The sequence below is a fragment of the Desulfuromonas sp. DDH964 genome, from assembly GCF_001611275.1.
Lineage (GTDB): Bacteria > Desulfobacterota > Desulfuromonadia > Desulfuromonadales > DDH964 > DDH964.
This window is the reverse complement of sequence record NZ_CP015080.1, coordinates 2,930,648-2,947,178: the sequence shown is the minus strand read 5'-3', so window position 1 is coordinate 2,947,178 and position 16,531 is coordinate 2,930,648. Positions and strand designations below refer to the sequence as shown.

At 60.6% G+C, this 16,531-nt stretch carries 9 protein-coding genes and 1 pseudogene; 2 read left to right on the top strand and 8 right to left on the bottom strand.

Annotation, left to right across the window (positions count from 1 at the left end):
* Window positions 1-31 precede the first annotated feature (31 nt).
* Window positions 32-1,102 (bottom strand): calcium/sodium antiporter, encoded by a 1,071-nt coding sequence (locus DBW_RS13545; protein WP_066728018.1) that lies wholly within the window; start codon window positions 1,100-1,102, stop codon window positions 32-34.
* A 109-nt stretch (window positions 1,103-1,211) separates the two neighbouring features.
* Here DBW_RS13545 and DBW_RS13540 point away from each other — a divergent pair, with 109 nt between their 5' ends.
* A complete protein-coding gene (locus DBW_RS13540) occupies window positions 1,212-1,466 on the top strand; it encodes a hypothetical protein (protein ID WP_066728017.1) in 255 nt (84 codons plus the stop codon).
* A gap of 3 nt (window positions 1,467-1,469) precedes the next feature.
* On the opposite strand, the gene selD is transcribed toward DBW_RS13540, so the two are convergent.
* The 6 genes from selD to DBW_RS13510 all read right to left on the bottom strand — a co-directional run bounded on the left by selD (window position 1,470) and on the right by DBW_RS13510 (window position 9,518).
* Window positions 1,470-2,507 carry a selenide, water dikinase SelD gene (gene selD, locus DBW_RS13535; RefSeq protein ID WP_082820351.1) on the bottom strand — a complete coding sequence of 346 codons (1,038 nt, stop codon included), beginning with the start codon at window positions 2,505-2,507 and terminating at the stop codon, window positions 1,470-1,472.
* Window positions 2,508-2,511: 4 nt separating this feature from the next.
* A complete protein-coding gene (gene selB, locus DBW_RS13530; RefSeq protein ID WP_066728015.1) occupies window positions 2,512-4,479 on the bottom strand; it encodes a selenocysteine-specific translation elongation factor in 1,968 nt (655 codons plus the stop codon).
* Window positions 4,476-5,891: an L-seryl-tRNA(Sec) selenium transferase gene (gene selA, locus DBW_RS13525; protein ID WP_066728014.1), complete on the bottom strand. Its 1,416-nt coding sequence runs from the start codon at window positions 5,889-5,891 to the stop codon at window positions 4,476-4,478. Before selA ends, selB begins: the two co-directional genes overlap by 4 nt.
* Before the next feature lie 174 nt (window positions 5,892-6,065).
* Window positions 6,066-7,361, bottom strand: a complete 1,296-nt coding sequence (locus DBW_RS13520) for a type II toxin-antitoxin system HipA family toxin (protein WP_066728013.1) — start codon at window positions 7,359-7,361, stop codon at window positions 6,066-6,068.
* Entirely contained in the window at window positions 7,362-7,610 is a 249-nt protein-coding gene (locus tag DBW_RS13515; protein WP_066728012.1) for a helix-turn-helix domain-containing protein, read from the bottom strand.
* A gap of 534 nt (window positions 7,611-8,144) precedes the next feature.
* The gene (locus DBW_RS13510; protein ID WP_066728011.1) at window positions 8,145-9,518 is read right to left on the bottom strand and encodes an IS4 family transposase; all 1,374 of its coding nucleotides are present in this window, start codon (window positions 9,516-9,518) and stop codon (window positions 8,145-8,147) included.
* Between the two features lie 245 nt (window positions 9,519-9,763).
* Here DBW_RS13510 and DBW_RS13505 point away from each other — a divergent pair, with 245 nt between their 5' ends.
* Complete coding sequence (locus DBW_RS13505) at window positions 9,764-15,259, top strand: transglutaminase domain-containing protein (protein WP_157471897.1); 5,496 nt, start codon at window positions 9,764-9,766, stop codon at window positions 15,257-15,259.
* Window positions 15,260-15,321: 62 nt separating this feature from the next.
* Here DBW_RS13505 and DBW_RS13500 read toward each other — a convergent pair.
* Window positions 15,322-16,422 (bottom strand): annotated as a pseudogene (locus DBW_RS13500) (IS4 family transposase); the annotation flags it as partial.
* Window positions 16,423-16,531: the final 109 nt, after the last annotated feature.

Genomic DNA, 16,531 nt, shown 5'->3' with positions numbered 1-16,531 from the left:
AAGAGCCGGCCGCAAGCCGGCTCTTCCTGCTTCAGGGCACTGGGCGGCGCTGGTGCCGCCAGAGGGAGATTCCCAGGGTGACGACGGTGAGCGGTGCGATGAACCAGGCCATGGTACGCATCAGCTGTGGCAGGCTTGGATGTTGGGTCGATAGCAAAAAGACGAGCAGGGTATAGGCGCCGTAGTAGACGAGAAACAATCCCCCTTCCCAGCGTTCAATGCGGTGGCCGAGCCAGAAGATGGGGAGACAGGCGATCGCAACAATCAGCATTACCGGCAAGTCGAAGGCCCAGGCCGTCTCTGGCACCGGGATCCCGGCCGGGGAAACCAGGGCGGTCAGGCCAAGGACACTGAGAATGTTGTAAATATTGCTGCCGACGACATTGCCAACGGCGATGTCCCGCTGCCCGCGCAGGCTGGCCAGGGCCGAGGTGGCGAGCTCCGGCAGCGAGGTACCGATGGCGACCACGGTCAGGCCGATGACAAGGTCGCTGACCCCGAAATGCTGGGCAATGACGACCGCGCTGTTGACCAGCCAGCGGGCGCCGATCCCGAGCAGGATCAGGCCGCCGACGATCAGCAGCAGTTGCATGGTGCGGCTGGCGTGCCCGCGCGCCTCGGCCGGGATTTCCTCCTGCGCCGCCCGGTTTTCGCGGCGGCTGCGGTGGATGGCCCAGGTGGTATAGAAGATGATCCCGGCAAAGAGGAGCAACCCTTCGAAGCGGCCGATGCTGCCGTCGAGGGCAAAGAGGAGGAGCAACAGCGAAGTGCCGATCATGATCGGCACTTCAAGGCGGATAACCTGGCGGTGGACCACCAGCGGAGCCACCAGCGCGGAGAGACCGAGGATCAGCAGGATGTTGGCGATGTTGCTGCCGACGACATTGCCGAGGGCGATGCCGGCTTGGCCGTTCCAGGCGGAGAAGACCGAAACCCCGAGTTCCGGGGCGCTGGTGCCAAAGGCGACCACGGTGAGGCCGACCACCAGCGGTGAAATACCGAGCCCGATGGCGAGCTGCGCCGCGCCGCGCACCAGCAGCTCGGCGCCGGCGATCAGCAGCACGAATCCAGCCAGCAGCAACAAAAGGGTCAACCAGGTCATCTAGGTATCCTTGTTCTCCAATGCTAGGACCGCCCCCCCCTTGGCGTGGCCGGGCAGGGAGGATTAAAATGAGACCGAGGAGGGATCACCCCAGCCAAGGAGAACCACCATGCAAGCATTGCAGATCATGGATTCCATCTACTGGAGCGATCGCTGGTCCGCTGAGATCGGGCGGCGGCTGGCGGTGGCCGACAGCAGCGAAGGTCTCTTCATCTTCCCAAAAGAGTTGTCGCGCCGGCAGATTCTCGAAGTGCTGCAGGAAGTTCCGGCCGATCTGTACCGACTCTTCGAGCTGGAACCGGCCGCCGAAGCGGACTGCCAGGTCATGGCCGATTCAGGCGCCTGCTACCGGCGCCTGAACTGAATCCTAGACGACCCGCAGCCAGCCGGCCGGACCTGCGGCGACCCGTCCGACGGGCCATGCGCTGACGTGCCGCGCCTGCAGGGCCATTTGTAACACGGTCAGTCGCTCCGGCGCCACCGCCAGCAGCAGACCCCCGGAGGTCTGTGGATCGGCGAGCAGGTCGAGGAGGGCGCGGTCGAGGCGCTCGGCCTCCACCACTCGCGGCAGGTAATGCTCGCGATTGCGGTAACTGCCGGTGGGGATCAGCCCCATGGCGGCCAGTTCGCGGACTTCGGGGTAGCTGGGAAGGGCTGCGCCGTCGAACTCCAGCAGCACCCCGCTCGCTTCCGCCATCTCCAGGGCATGACCGAGCAGGCCGAAGCCGCTGATGTCGGTGCAGGCGGCGACACCGGCTTCAAGCATCGCCGCGGCCGCTTCGCGGTTGAGGGTCTCCATGCCGGCAATCGCCTCGGCCATCTCTGCCTCGCTGATCATCTCCCCCTTGAGGGCGGTGGCGAGGATGCCGGTACCGAGGGGTTTGGTCAGCAGCAGCAGGTCGCCGGGACGCGCGCCGCGGCTGGAAACCAGGCGCGCCGGGTCGACCAGGCCGGTCACCGCCAGGCCGATCTTCGGTTCTTCGTCCTCGACACTGTGGCCGCCGACGATCACCGCGCCAGCTTCGAGGACCTTTTCGGTGCAGCCACGCAGGATCTCCACCAGGACCGAGGTGTCGAGGCAGGGAGGGAAGGCGACCAGGGAGAGCGCCGTCAGCGGCGTCCCGCCCATGGCGTAGATATCCGACAGGGCGTTGGCAGCGGCGATGCGGCCATAGCTGGTCGGATCGTCGACGATCGGCGTAAAGAAATCGACCGACTGCACCAGCGCCCGGTTCTGGTCGAGGCGGTAAACTCCGGCATCGGCACAGGGAATCGTGGCCGAGAGGAGGTTGGGGTCGTCAAACTGCGGTAATTGGCGCAGCACCTGCGCCAGCGGCCCGGGGGCCAGTTTGGCGGCTCAACCGCTGCTGCGGGAGAGGCTGGTCAGTTTGATTGGTCCGCTCATCGGCTCACCTCCTTCCCTGTTCGTGTTCATTTGGCTCATCCATCCTGTCATTCGCGGATTTTTCCATGGGCAGTTTCCAGGCCACCCGCGCATCGCCCTGGCGCAGAGTGTACTTGAGTCCGTCCCAGAATTCCAGCAGTGCCTGCACCTGTTTGCGGGAGCTGCCGAGGAGGTCGCGAAACTCGGCCAGGGTCAGGGTCTGCTGGCGCGCGAAGTGGTCGTGCAGCAGTTGCAGTGCCGCCTGGTAGGTGTCGCGATGGAAGAAGGTCTCGTCGTTGAGGCGCACCAGTCGCCCCTGGCTGAAGAGGTAGGCAAGGGCGGTTTCGGCCGCGGCCGGCGCGATTCCCAGCCGGTCGAGCATCTCCTGCCGGTTCTTGGCCTGGGCGCCGGCGTCACGGTAGGCATTTTCGATGTTGGCCACCAGCCGCTCCAGTTCCGGGGGCAGGGTCGGCGCAAAGGTTGGTTGCGCCACCAGTTCGCCGCTGCAGGTCAGTTCCTGGGCGGCGCTCATCAGGGCGGTCAGCTGGTCGAAGCCTTTTGGTCCGAGGGCCGCAGGGAGCAGGCTCTTGACCGTGGCCCGGGGCATGCCGGGGAGGATCGGGTGGCTGGCATGGTAGCCCGCGACGGCCTCGATCAGCTTGCGCCGCCAGGCCCGCAGGGTCGCGGTGGTCAGCCACTGGTCGCCGAGAAGTACGACCCCTCCTTGGGCCGCCAACTCCTCGAGGTGGCTGCGGATGCGCTCCTGGCCGAGCCCGGAGAGCTGTTCGAGTTCCTTGACCCTTTGAACTTCGTGGTCGGCAAGCTTCTGCAGCAGAAACGATTTCTCGCCCGACTCGAGTTCGCGCAGCGCAGTCATGACCTCGTCGCGAAAACGGCGGTGCTTTACCGGGTCGGGATCGATCACCACGCCACCGCCGATGGTGGTCATCGGCGAATAGGAGCGAATGATGAAACGGTCCTGGCGATGGGCAACCAGCGGCCGGTCGAGGTGGATCTGCACCAGGGCGCTCTCTCCCGGCTTAAGCTGGTCGCGATCGAGCAGGGCGACCAGGCCGACGACCCGGGCGGTGCCGAGGTAAAAATGGACCGGATCCCGGAACTTTAGCGGCCGCGGAGCGGAGTCGAGAAGGGTAAGGCGGGCGTCGAGGCGCTCGGTCTGCTCAAAAATTCCCGGCGTCCCGACCACGGTTCCCCGTTCGATGCGGGCCCGGTCGAGCCCAACCAGGTTGAGGGCGACCCGTTGGCCAGCCAGCGCCTGGTCGGTCTTCTTGCCATGGACCTGGACTTCGCGCACCCGCACCTGTTCGCCCGGCGGCAGGACTTCCACAGTCGCGCCGGCAGTGACGCTGCCGGATATCAGGGTGCCGGTGACGACGGTGCCGAAGCCGCTGACACTGAAGTGGCGATCGACGGGGAGGCGTAACGGGCCATCGGCGTCTTTGGGTGTGGTGCTCTTGAGCTGTTCGCGGATGGTTTTGACCAGCTCCGACATGCCGGCGCCGCTGATCGAGGAGACCCGGCAGCAGGGTGCTTCCGCCAGGAAACTGCCTGCCACCTGCTCACGGACTTCCTCTTCGACAATGTCGATCCAGTCGGGCTCCGCCAGGTCACACTTGGTCAGCACCAGGATGCCCCGTTCGATGCCGAGGAGTTGCAGAATGTCGAGATGCTCGCGCGTCTGCGGCATCACCCCTTCGTTGACGTCAATCACCAGCAGTACCAGGTCCATGCCGCCAACGCCGGCGAGCATGTTGTGGATAAAGCGCTCATGGCCGGGGACATCGACCACCCCGGCGACTTCACCTCCCGGGAGGCGAAACGGCGCGAAGCCGAGATCGATGGAGATACCGCGGTCCTTCTCTTCCTTGAGCCGGTCGGTCTCTTCTCCGGTCAGGGCGCGGATCAAGGCGGTCTTGCCGTGGTCGACATGGCCGGCCGTTCCGATAATGAAGTGGCGTTTGCTCTGGCTCATGGCTCTGGCGTGGTGACGGCGGCCAGGGCCGCGACGAGTGGCCCTTCCTCGTCGCTGGCGAGGGTGCGCAGGTCGAGGAGCAGGCGGTCTTCATGCAGGCGTCCCACCACGGGAAGTTCGCCGTTTCTCAGCCGGGTGGCCAATTGGTCAACGGAGCCGTTCTGCGGGAATAACGCCAGGGCGTAACCCTCCAGTTCGGTCAGCGGCAGGGCGCCGCCACCGACCGTCGCCGTCGCCGCAACGACCTGAACGTCCAGTGCCGCGCCGCAGCTTTTCCGGATCCGCTGTTGCAGCCGCCGGCAGCGGCGGCGCAGCTCGTCTGCCGACCGGGAGAGAGTGCGCAGGGCCGGGATTTCGGCCAGGGCCCGTTGCGGATCGAGATAGAGGCGCAGGGTCGCTTCCAGCGCGGCCAGGGTCAGCTTGTCGCTGCGCAGCGCCCGGGCCAGCGGGTGGCGGCGAATCGTCTCAATCGCTTCACGTCGACCGACGATCAGTCCCGCCTGGGGTCCGCCGAGAAGCTTGTCGCCGGAGAAGGTGACGACGTCGAGACCGGCGGCCACCGCTTCGGCCACCGTCGGTTCCCGGGGCAGGCCAAAGGGGGAGAGGTCGAGGAGCATGCCGCTGCCGAGATCTTCCAGGACCGGGAGATTCTTTTCCCGGCCGAGGGCGACGAGCTCGGCGCTGGTGACGCTGCTGGTAAAGCCGACGATGCGGTAATTGCTGGTATGGACTTTGAGCAACAGCCCGGTGGCCTCGCCGATGGCGTTGCGGTAGTCGGCGAGGTGGGTCTTGTTGGTGCTGCCGACCTCGCGCAGAAGGACGCCGCCGGCCGCCATGACATCGGGGATGCGAAAGGCGCCGCCGATCTCCACCAGTTCGCCGCGGGAGACGATTGCCTCCCGGCCCTGTGCCAGCGCGGTCAGGGCCAGCAACACGGCACCGGCGTTGTTGTTGACCACGGTCGCCGCTTCGGCGCCGGTGAGGCGTTGCAGCAATCCCTCAATGTGGCTGTAGCGGTGCCCCCGTTCGCCGCTGGCGAGGTCGAGTTCCAGATTGGAATAGCCCTTGGAGACCGCTGTTACTGCGGCCAGGGCGGAGGGCGCCAGGGGGGCGCGCCCGAGGTTGGTGTGGAGGATGGTGCCGGTCAGATTGAGGACGGGGCGCAGGTTGAGCGCGGCGAGCCGGCGGGCGCGGCTGGCCACCTGCACGCTCAAACGGCCCAGGTCAAGGTCGACGGGTTCCTGGCCAGCAAGGAGCGTGGTACGCAACTCGGCCACGACCTGCTGCGCCGCCTCGACCAGAAGCTGGTGGGGGATCTCCCCGGCCAGGGCGGTCAGCGTTTCGCTGGCCAACAGGGTGTCGATGCCGGGAAGTTGACGCAAGAGGTTCGATTGGGAAGCGGTTTTGGACATTGGTGCTCCATCGATTTGCATGAAAAGAGCCGGAGGATACAGGCGCTATCCCGTCGGCCAGGAGGGCATCTGCTTATGTAACAAATTACCATGATAAAAACAAGCTAATGACCCTGCTTGCAACCTTTCAAAATATGAAACTGTAAGCGCCAAACAAATTGTTCAAATATTCGGTTAAATCATACGATCCCTTGCTTTTCGCATGCCCGAAAAAATCGCTGTAGCGACTTTGTCCGGGAATCCAACGGGCAGGTCCGCTGCGACTTTCTCGATCACCTTGTCCACATCTCCCAAAACTCTTCCCAGAATCTCCGACATCTCATCTTTAGGGAAATTGCACCTTTTGGCTGTGGCAAACCAGTGCCTTGCAAAAATCCCTTCCCATTTGTAATGACGTCGATTCCCAGAAACGGCCATGGCCATGGAGATCTCTTTCCTGCTTTTGAGAATGGGATAGGCTGAAATGACGTCATAGGCTGGCGTGAGCCTGTAGGCTCCGGTGGGCAGAAGGAATATGCTGAAGTTCTTTGCGTGTCCATCTATGGCACCCAGTACCCAGAACAAGAATACCTGGGTCATGAATAGTTTCCGGTCCTCAAGGCTATTCTCAGAGCCCAGGAGCAGTGCCATGATCTCCTCGATGCCGGGCCCTCCATCTGATTCGTATTTGAGGTTCGGCGGAACATTCAGGGCCTGGCACATGTCTTCCTGTGGCAGTCGAATCAACCAGGATCTGTCTTTTGCCCATCGCCGGTCGAAGCGTTCAACGACCAGGGTCTTTATACTTTCGAAGGTCATGATTTCTGCGTTTGCGATCGGCACGCCATAGGCCTTGAAAATTGCGTGGCAGAGCCATTCGTTTTCAAGGCTTTCACTCAGGTCCAGGTCGCTGTGCTCGATCCGGCCAATCGGCAGTTTGACAATATGGCTGGTCGGAGTTGCTCCCAGTGGCCGATGCCATCCGTCTTCGCGCCGCAAAAATGCTGATTTTTCCTGTGCCCCGGCCATTGATATACGAAACTCGTTTTCCGCGGACATTCCCAGCGGTTTGGTCCGGTAGCTTTTAAGCGTTTCTGCAATTTCCGCGTCGGTCAACAGTTCGGATTCGATGGACTTGATGGTGACAGGAGGATGCTCTGGGGAAAGCTGAATCGCCCCGATGCAGTCTCTGCCGATGTGCCACAAAAGATCAAAGCCGCGATTTGACCTGGCCCCGAATTTTTTCTGGATTCGGTTTCGAATCGGCAGGCTGTCCGGCAACAGGTTGTCAAAGAAATTTTCAACGACATCACCTGAATAAATCTGCCGTGCCAGAGGCATGGAGAGCGAGAGCGGCCGCCCGGATCGGCTCCCCAACCACCCATCGTCGTAGCGGAATTCGAGCTTCCCGGTGGATGCCCGGGTGAGCAGGCCCACGTCTTCGCCATTCATGGCTACGAACAGCTCAGACCTTTGGCGTTTGCGGCCCATTTACCAGTTGTCCCCTTTACTCAAGTCCGCTGAGATGTCCCGTGGCTTTACGGTCATTTCCATGCCGAGCGCAGCCAGTAACCGGAACAGCGTGTCGATACGGGCGTTTGACTCCCCTGTTTCAATACGGGAGACCATGGCTTGCGTAATCCCGACAAGATTTCCGGCCTGTTGTTGGTTTAGTCCTTTTTCGTTTCGGGCTGATTTCAGGATCTGCCCGAGAACTTTTGGTGATGTTGCTTTTTGCATGACGTTACTCTCCCGTCCTGCCGGTTTTTTAGGGGATCCCAACATTGCTCAAGAATATATCTAGTTAAGCATAAAGTCAAATTATGTCGAAATAGGTATATGGGAAATTTATGCCGCATTAGATATGAGGCGAGAGGGGTTTTCTCCTCGGTTTGGTCTCGGTAGCTCACGCAGACCAGGTGCCTTGAAGCGAAACGGTGGCGGCCCATACCCCTTTTCGGCAGAGGAAAACTTGAAATGCTCGAATATCCCATGCTCATCCCGTGAAGGAATTATTCGCCTCCAGAGGTTTCGGTAAAGGAATGGCGAAACCAGAGCCGGGGATAAAAATTTCCACAAAAGAGTTGACAAGTACTAATCGGATTTCCTATAGAAGAGGGGCTAGAACACTGGTTTAATGTTTGTCATGCCGTGGGGGGGATTGACGAGGACCGCTACGGGCCGCCGGAAGGCGTTGCTTTAAGCGGTCTTTTTTATTGACTCAACTTTCGCACCGATCAAAACACTGCAACAGAGCGAAAACACGTGGATCTTTCAGAAAATACAGGCCGGAAGTAGCATCGGCCGTCGAATTATCGCCGGAATCTGCGCCATGAACTCCTCCAAGGCGGCGGCAACCGGTGCTGCGATTTCGTCGGCGAACTTCTTGAGCATCTGGCGGAATGAATTCAGCAGCAAAGTCACGGCCTCGGCGAAACTGGCTTGCCGCAGCTCGTCGCAGCCGGCATGAAACAGAGTCCCCAACGTTCTCGGATCCTTTGCCGAGCGCCTGGCGAGTTCCAGCATGATGTAGCGGGCGAAGACAATCGTTGTATGGGCTACCAGCGCATCGTAACTGCGGCTCTGAAATTCTTTGGCCAATTTCAGATAGCTCTTTGAGATCTTGAAAAAAACTTCGATGTCCCAGCGGCGCTTGTAGAGCTTGACGATCTCTTCATCGGCAAGATCGACATCGGTCGATAGCAGCGCCAGCCACTTCTTGGTGTTGCGGGCGCGGACAAAGACGATCTTAGCCATAATAGCCCGGTTGCGGGAATCCGTCCCCAGCTCTACCTGGACCGAGGCCAGAATCTTTGCTCGGCCACACCGCTTGCGGACACTCTTGTACAATTCTTTGAGGGTGAGATCGAAACCTTTATAGCCGTATCTGGTCTTCGCCTCCTTGAGCATGCAGATGACCTGCTGCTTCTGTTCGAGCAGGCCGATGATCGTCGCAGGAAAGGCGAACCAGCTGTCGAACAGCAGATAATCGGCCCGGATGCCGCTCTCTCGGGCCTGCTGCACCAGATCCTTGAGCACCTCCGGAGCCTTGCGCAGACTTTCGGCCCGACGCTTGAATCCGTTAGTCCGCTTATCGACTGCGGCCATGGGAGCCAGGCGGTTTTTCTGCTTGGCGGAACTGAGCAGACTGAACGAGACCGGCAGATAGCTGGAACCGTCCGACCAGCCCAGGGTCAGCAGGCGGAAGCCGCGATAGTAGCGCTTGTCGTTATGGTCATGGACACGCGCCAGAAGTTCGACTTTCTTGCTCCGATTGCGGTCGTAGAGTGAGTCGTCGACGATGAAAACCTTGGGTGTCTCTTCGGCCGTCAGCGGCAGGATCGTTTTGCTGAGCACCGTCGCGCAGAGCAGGTGGAGAAACTTCCGCCAGTTGGCGTTTGAAGAATTCAGAAAGCGGTACACGGAATCCTTGCCGATCTCCGCTCCTGAGGATTCGGCCAGCAGATAGCGGAAGAGGTTCTTGCCGGTGAAGACCAGGCTGAAGATCATCCGCATGACCACAACCGGGGCGATCCCGCACTGTTTGACGATGTTGCTTTGCTTCAGTAAGAGTGCGATGCGCTGATTATCAAAGAACGACGAAATTTGGTTCTGACATGAAACAGTTTCTGCTACAATCGGGCTCAAAGCATCATCTCCTTGTATGTGTCTAGGTTGTTTGGCGACTACCTATTTTACAGCAAGAGATGATGCTTTTGTTTAATTATTTCATATTGTTACGTATTTTTTTGTCCTGCGAAAGTTGAGTTATTGATTTAATCAAAAGTTGGGTTCAATTCCCCGCAGCTTGCTGCGCGATTTTTACTAAGGGTGTAGGCTGTTGATACCCCGTAGCTTGCTGCGGGGTAGTTCATTTGCTATTGGAGGGGCTGGTGAAAAAAGGTTTAGCGCTGTTAGTGCTGGTGCAGGTGTTGGTTTGGTTCGTGGCCGGTTTGGCCCTGGCCGCCGATCCGGAGGACGAACTGCAGCAGTTGCTGCACAGCCTGCGCAGCCAGGCCGTCCAGATGCAACGCCAGCTGAGTGCCGCCACGGTCGTTGCCGACCCCCTGGCCCCTTTGCGGGATCTCGGCCAACAGCTAGAAATCCTCGACCTGTTGCTGGCGGAGCGATACCAGACCCGGCTGGAACCGCAGGCGGCACCAGCCGGGATCATTGCCGAGCGCCAGCAAGGGGTGAGTGAGAAGCTGCAGGCGACCGTCGCCCAGGTCGGTGCGGAACTGGCCAGGCTCTCCACCCTGCTTCATCCCGCCGCCACCGACCTCCAGCCGCTGCTCGATCTCCTCGATTCCACTCTCTACGTCCCGTCCGCACCCCTGTTGGGGAACCTCCCCTATCGTCATCTGCAACTGCCGGCGGTTGCCCCGCGCCAGACCCCGACGGTCGTTCCCGCCTATCGGGGCGGTCCCGCCTATCGGGGCGGTCCCGACACCGTCGATGCGGCGGAGCTGAGCGGCGATACCCTGGCGAGCGTCACCCCGGAGATCGCCGAACTGGCCCAATCCCTCGACTGGAGTCCGGTCGCCATCTACCAGTGGGTGCAACAGAACATCGCTACCGAGTGGTACTGGGGCGCCATGAAGGGGGCGGCCGAGACCCTGCGGCAGAAGAGCGGCAACGACGCCGATCAGGCGACGCTGCTGGTTGCCCTGCTGCGCGCCGGGGGCTTTCCCGCCCGCTACCTGCGCGGCGTGATCGAGTTCGACCCGGGGAGCGGGCGTTTGCAGAACCTGCTCGGGCTCGACGATCCCCAGGCGGCCCTGCATTACCTGCAGCAGGCCGGCATCCCCGCCGAGCCGGTGATCGCCGGCGGAAGAATCGCCAGTGTACGCTTCGAGCATGTCTGGGTCGAAACCGAGGTCCCCTACAGCAACTACCGCGGGGCGGTGCTCGATGAGCAGGGGAAGATCTGGCTGGCGCTCGATACCCACCTCAAGCCCGACGGCTATCTCGACACCCCGGCGGCAACTCCGGTTTCCGATACGCTCCTGGGCGGATTGCGCGATGACTACTTGACGACCGTGCGCAGCGAGTCCCCCCTTGAATTCTTCCAGCAGCGCTACACGGCCGCCACCGGCGCCCCCTGGAGCGCCGCCCTGCGCAGCCGCAGCCTGGTGGCGGCGCCCCTCGACCTGCTGCCGGCCAGCCTGCAGTTCCGGACCCTGGCGATCACCGAAGCCAGTGCAAAGTTTCCCGCCGAGCTGGTGCAGCAGGTCACCTTCCGCGCCGGCAGCGACGACGGCAGCGAACTCTTCAGCCTGACCCTGCCGGTGGCCGAGGTCACCAATCGCCAGATCGTGCTCAGCTACGAGCCGGAGACCGTCGCCGATCAGGAGACGATCGATGCCTATGGCGGTCTTTCCAACACCCCGGCCTACCTGGTGCGGCTGCGCCCGGCCCTGATCATCGACGGCGAACGTCGCGTGGTCGCCGGCGACGGGCTGGCGATGGGCGGGGACTACCAGCTGACGGTGCTGTTCACCGGACCGAACGGCCGCGAGGGGCAGAGTGCTCACCACGTCGTCGGCAACCTCGCCGTCCTCGGCATCGCTGCCCAGCAGGCCCTGCCGGTGGTTGAACTGCCCGAAGACCAGCAGGACGCGGCCTGGTTGCTGCAGGGGACCGCCCAGCGCTACATCGCGCGCTGGAACGCCGCCGAGGAGGAACTGGCCGCCGCCCTCGATCTGGCCATCGCCCGGCCGTTGCCGACCCTGGTCACCGTCGGCGGGGTGCTGGAGGTCTCGCATCTGCTCGACCTGCCACGGCAGTTGACCTGGAAAGGCCTGTTCATGGATGCCGGTCTGCGCCGCGTCGAGGCCGTCGCCCGGGCTGGCCAGTTGCAGCGGGTCGCCGCGCTTATGGGACTCTCTGCCCTGCAGGGATCGGTGCTCGAAGAGCAGGCCTTTGTCGACGACTACCAGGTGGCGGCGGTGGCGACTGCCAAGGTCCTCGCCCTGGCCGCCGATGCCAGTCAGCCGTCGTCGATTCTGACGGCCGTCAATGTCGATGAACTGCTGCCGACCTTGAACCTGCCGGAAAACGTTCGCGCCGATATCGAAGCGGCGGTGCGGCAGGGACTGACGGTCACTCTGCCGGGCAAGACCTCCCTACAACTCTGGTCCGGGTATGGTTACCGCAAGGAGGACCCGGCCACCGGCGAGGCCGGCTATATGCTCTCCGGCATGCTCGCCGGCTCGATGACCGTCGAGGAATGGGCGCAGGGCTACATCAAGGATCTGCTCGAAGCGCCCTTTGCCGACCCGCCCAACCGCGATCCGCTGGCTGCAGCCCACATCGTCAAGATCGCGGTCAGCGACCTGCAGAGTGGTCTGGTCGGCCAGCAGCTTGAAAAGCCGCTGGCGGTGCTGGTGACCGACATCAAGGCGCGGCCGGTGGTCGGTGCCGCGGTGACTTTCAAGGTGCTGGAAGGAGCGGGGAATTTCGCCGGCGCCGCCGAGGAGGCGGTACTGACCGATGCCCAGGGGATTGCCCGGATCCAGCCGGTGCTGGGCCAGCATACCGATGTCAACCCGAGTTTCCAGCGAATCGATCAGAGTGACCCGAATATCACCCAGGTTGGCGTTAATCTTTTTGACGCGGCGGTGCCAAGCCGTTACGGCGAGCTCTCCCTGCCTCAGCCCTTCCAGATCTATGGAAAACCCGACGCGGCGGCCAGCCTCCTGAGAATGCTTGGGGATGGCAATACCTCCCTCGTCAACAGCCCGGCCGAGACCTTGTCCCTGAAGGTCCTCGACCAATACGGCAACCCGGTCTCCAATGTGGCGGTGACGTTCGAGGCGCAACCGACCTCGGGTTACGCCTATCCGCTCCCTCCGAACCACCGCAATATCGAATTTTACCAGCCGGCCGAATGTCGCAGCGATTTTCCGCTCTGGGAGGAGTGCCAGGGCGTTTCCAGCTCAAATCTGTCGGTCACCTCGGCCTGGTACGGGGCCAGCGTCGATACTTTCCTGGGTGACTCGGTTGGTACCCGCTATACCGTCAAGGCGACGGCGGACGGGGTTCCGGACCCGGTCTTCTATACCCTCTACAGCTGGGGAGCGAACCCGGCCGACGGCTATTATCCCCCCCGTCTTTGGGCCCGGCATCTGGCCAGGGTCAACGACAACGCCCAGGTCATCGATGCGGTTCGGGTCGGTGACGCCTTCGAAACGCCGTTGCAGGCAGCACTGATACTGACCTATTCCGACTATGTCCTGGAGGGGCCGAGAACCTGTTCGACGAAAAACCCGGACGGCACGACAGAGGAATACGATTGCTGGGACCTGAAAGGGACGGGGCTGATCCAAACGCGCAGGATTACCGACGGAACGGTCGATTTTGTGCCCCAGGGCGGGGGCTCGGTCGATGCGACCGAAGCCACCAAGGATGGCCTCTACCAGACCCATTTCACCGCTGGTGACTTCCCGGTCCTGAACAAGATTGATGTCCGGGGTGAGACTGTCGTCAAGGTGCCGGTGGTTATGGGGGAGGTCTACGACGATACCTATTTCGACGCATTCGGTTCCGGGTTGAAGTCAGCGACCCTCCCCGAGCAGAGCGTGACCCTAAAGAGTGGGCAGGTGGCGCTGTTCGACAAGGACACCAAGGAACTGATCCCCATTCAGAACCAGCAGAAAGAGACCTATCGGGTCTACGGTGTTGATGTTCCGACTACCGTCGACCCGGAGCTGGTCATGCTCGGTGACGGCGGTATGGCGCGCCAGGATGTCAATTTCGCTTACACCATCCAGCCCCAGGGGGGAGGGGAGGCCGGCTACGCCGCCCAAAGCGCCCAGCTCGATCTTTTCGCCGGCGACTGTAACGGCAAACCGAACGCCAAGGACCAATGGGTCGGTTATCTCGTCGGTGACTCCACCCGCGGGGCCGGGACGGCCGTCTTCAGCCATGGGTCGGTATTCGACCCGGCCCGGCAGTACTGCGTGCAGATGGTGCTCAACCGCGGCTCGTCCGCCGAGATTCGCGGCGTCAAGGTGAAGGTGAACACCCTTTACGCCGACCTCGACATCGACAGCGACAACAATGCCGGCTGGCAGGAAGACGGCACCCACAATCTGCCGAGTCGCAACCCCCTGGAAGATCAGATCGAGGATTTCGAAAGCCTGCCGGGTAAGGCAATGCATCTCAATACCGTCGATACTGACAAGGACAAGGTGCCGGGCTATGCCGATGGCATTGACGGTACCAACCAGATGGGTGCTGGAGCCAGCCAGCCCTTCTACCCGTTGAAATTCACCATCGCGGGAAGTGTCGTCGATCCGGGCGCGGCGACGGTGAAGTTCAAGTATTCCGGCAGCGACCCGGCACTAATCGTGGCGAAAACGGCGGATGATGGAAAAGTCTCCTATCCCCTGCCGGTTGGCGGCGGCACCATGCGGCTTTGGACCAAGGACGGTCAGTTCAGTCGCAAGGTAGTGGATTTTGCGGATGGCGGGGACTACCTGACGCCGGACAAGGTGTACCCGCTGGGGTTGTTCAAGGATGTCGAGACGCTCTTCGTCGAGGGGCTCCGGAGCGCAAAGGATGGCAAGGAGAAGAAGATTCTCCTGGTGGTTGACCCGGACGGCCTCGCCGGGCCGTTGCCGGAGGTCGATGGCGATCTAGTTCTCGCGACACCAGTTTATGCAGCGCTGGTGCCGGACTACAATCATGACCGGGTGATTGACGATCTGGACCGTGAGCGGGCTGGTTTGGGGGATACCTATTATTTCTGGATCAATGATGATGACGATAGTGGCGAAACCGGGGGGAGTGATATTCCTGGAGATACAAGTTTCCTCGGTCAGCTGGATTGCGTCAGCGCAACGGTCGATGGCGTGCGCGATCTGATCGACTTTTTCCCCGTCGCATTTGAAACGAAAGAGTTGGTCAAGACCTTCCCCTTATCGAGATACAAGTATCGGCTTCGGGCTCAAGATAGCCAGGTGGACGTGTTGTTCCCTGAATTAACCACATCCACAGTCGGTAACTATCTGGTTGATGTTGATACTGCAAGGCGACTTTCTGATTTCAGGACAAAGCTGGTTCCGGCTGATGGAAAAATGTTGAGCATAAAAGGGGATCAAACGCTAAAAACCCCCCAGGAAGAACTGGACGAAGTGTTGCAAAAGTCTGCATCAGACGCAGACCAGCCAATTTTGTTATTTGAAGGGAATAAAAAAAGCGCCCTTCCTTTGACTTTGGACATCTTGGACGAGTCGGATCAGGAAGTCTTTTCGACACAGTTGAATCTCAGTCTCGATAGTGTTGAACAGATGTTCAGGCAAAAAAACCTGATCAGGGTTTTGTCTAATTTGGAGGATATGGGCCAGCAAGAATTTGAACAATATTACTCAGTAGTGTCCGGTTAAGAAGTTGCATAGGCTCCGAAGTCCAAGTCAATGATATCGGGAGGCCCTAAGCCTGCGGCCGCATCCTCGGCGGCCTCGTTGCGAATATTGTTGCGAAGCTCACGCACCCTGTTGATGCTGACACGTTCGCCATGCTCTTCGTGGCAGTAGATGGCCAGCAGCAAATAAGTAATCAACCCTGCGAGGATCTGCACCAGCAGGCCGTAGGGACTGCGGGCAATCAGGTGATACACCTTGAGGTGGCGCTTCCACCAGGCGAAGAAGGACTCGATCGTCCAGCGTAGCTTGTAGATCAAGGCAATCTGCTCGGCGGTCAGATCGAAGCGGTCGGTGGCGACCCAATAGGATTTTTGGTCAACCTTGTAGCCGACCACACGCACTTCTCGTTCGGTCTGGTTGACATCTTTGGTGCCGAGCAACACCCTGGCGTCATAGAAAACATGACTGCCGGGGACAACAGGATTGGCGCTCAACTCCGTCTTACGAGAACTGGCTTTGATGCGGCAGACAAAGTGGCGCCCCTGATCCTGCCAGTCGTCAAAGTTTTTGTAACACTGGTAATAGCGGTCATAGACACCTGTCTGACCGGGAGCCACGAGCCGTTCCGCCTGAGGACGCTCGTCGCCCTTGCCGTCGGTTAATGTGACTTTCTGGGGGACACCACGACCGATATCGAACCCCAGGTGAACCTTGGCCTTTTTGGCTCCGTCTCGATAGTCCGCCCAGAGCATGGACAGCGTAGCGTCAATCAGCGAACCATCGACGGCGATCAGATCGCCGAGATCGGAGATGTCTTTGGCGACAGGAATCTTTTGTGAGACCTGTTTCTGCAGGTCTTCGTAAACATGAATCATCTGCTCCAGCCCTCGGGTATTGATCGCCTCAAAGAAGGCGCTTTTCCGGATACCGCCGGGCGGTGCAATATGAGTCGCGGCAAAATCTTCCTGCGTCAGAACCTGAAGCAGATGACGCCCCGAAGAATGCTCTTCGAGGTGATAGTAGGTCAGGATTTTCAACTGATCTTCAAACGTCATCTGCAGTGGCCTGTTGCCTCGGGCCTCAAGAACCGGGGCATGTTCGAGAGCGCCCTTGAACGGGGTAAAAAGTCGGACAATGGAGCGCCTGCTAAGCCGGGTACGGTGGCAGCGAACAAGTAATGACATTTTCGTAAATCCTCATATAAAATAGGTATTTACGAAAATCACCGCGCCGACTTCACGACGATTTGTCAAGCAAAAAATACGCTAACTTGTGAAAATATTTACAATTATG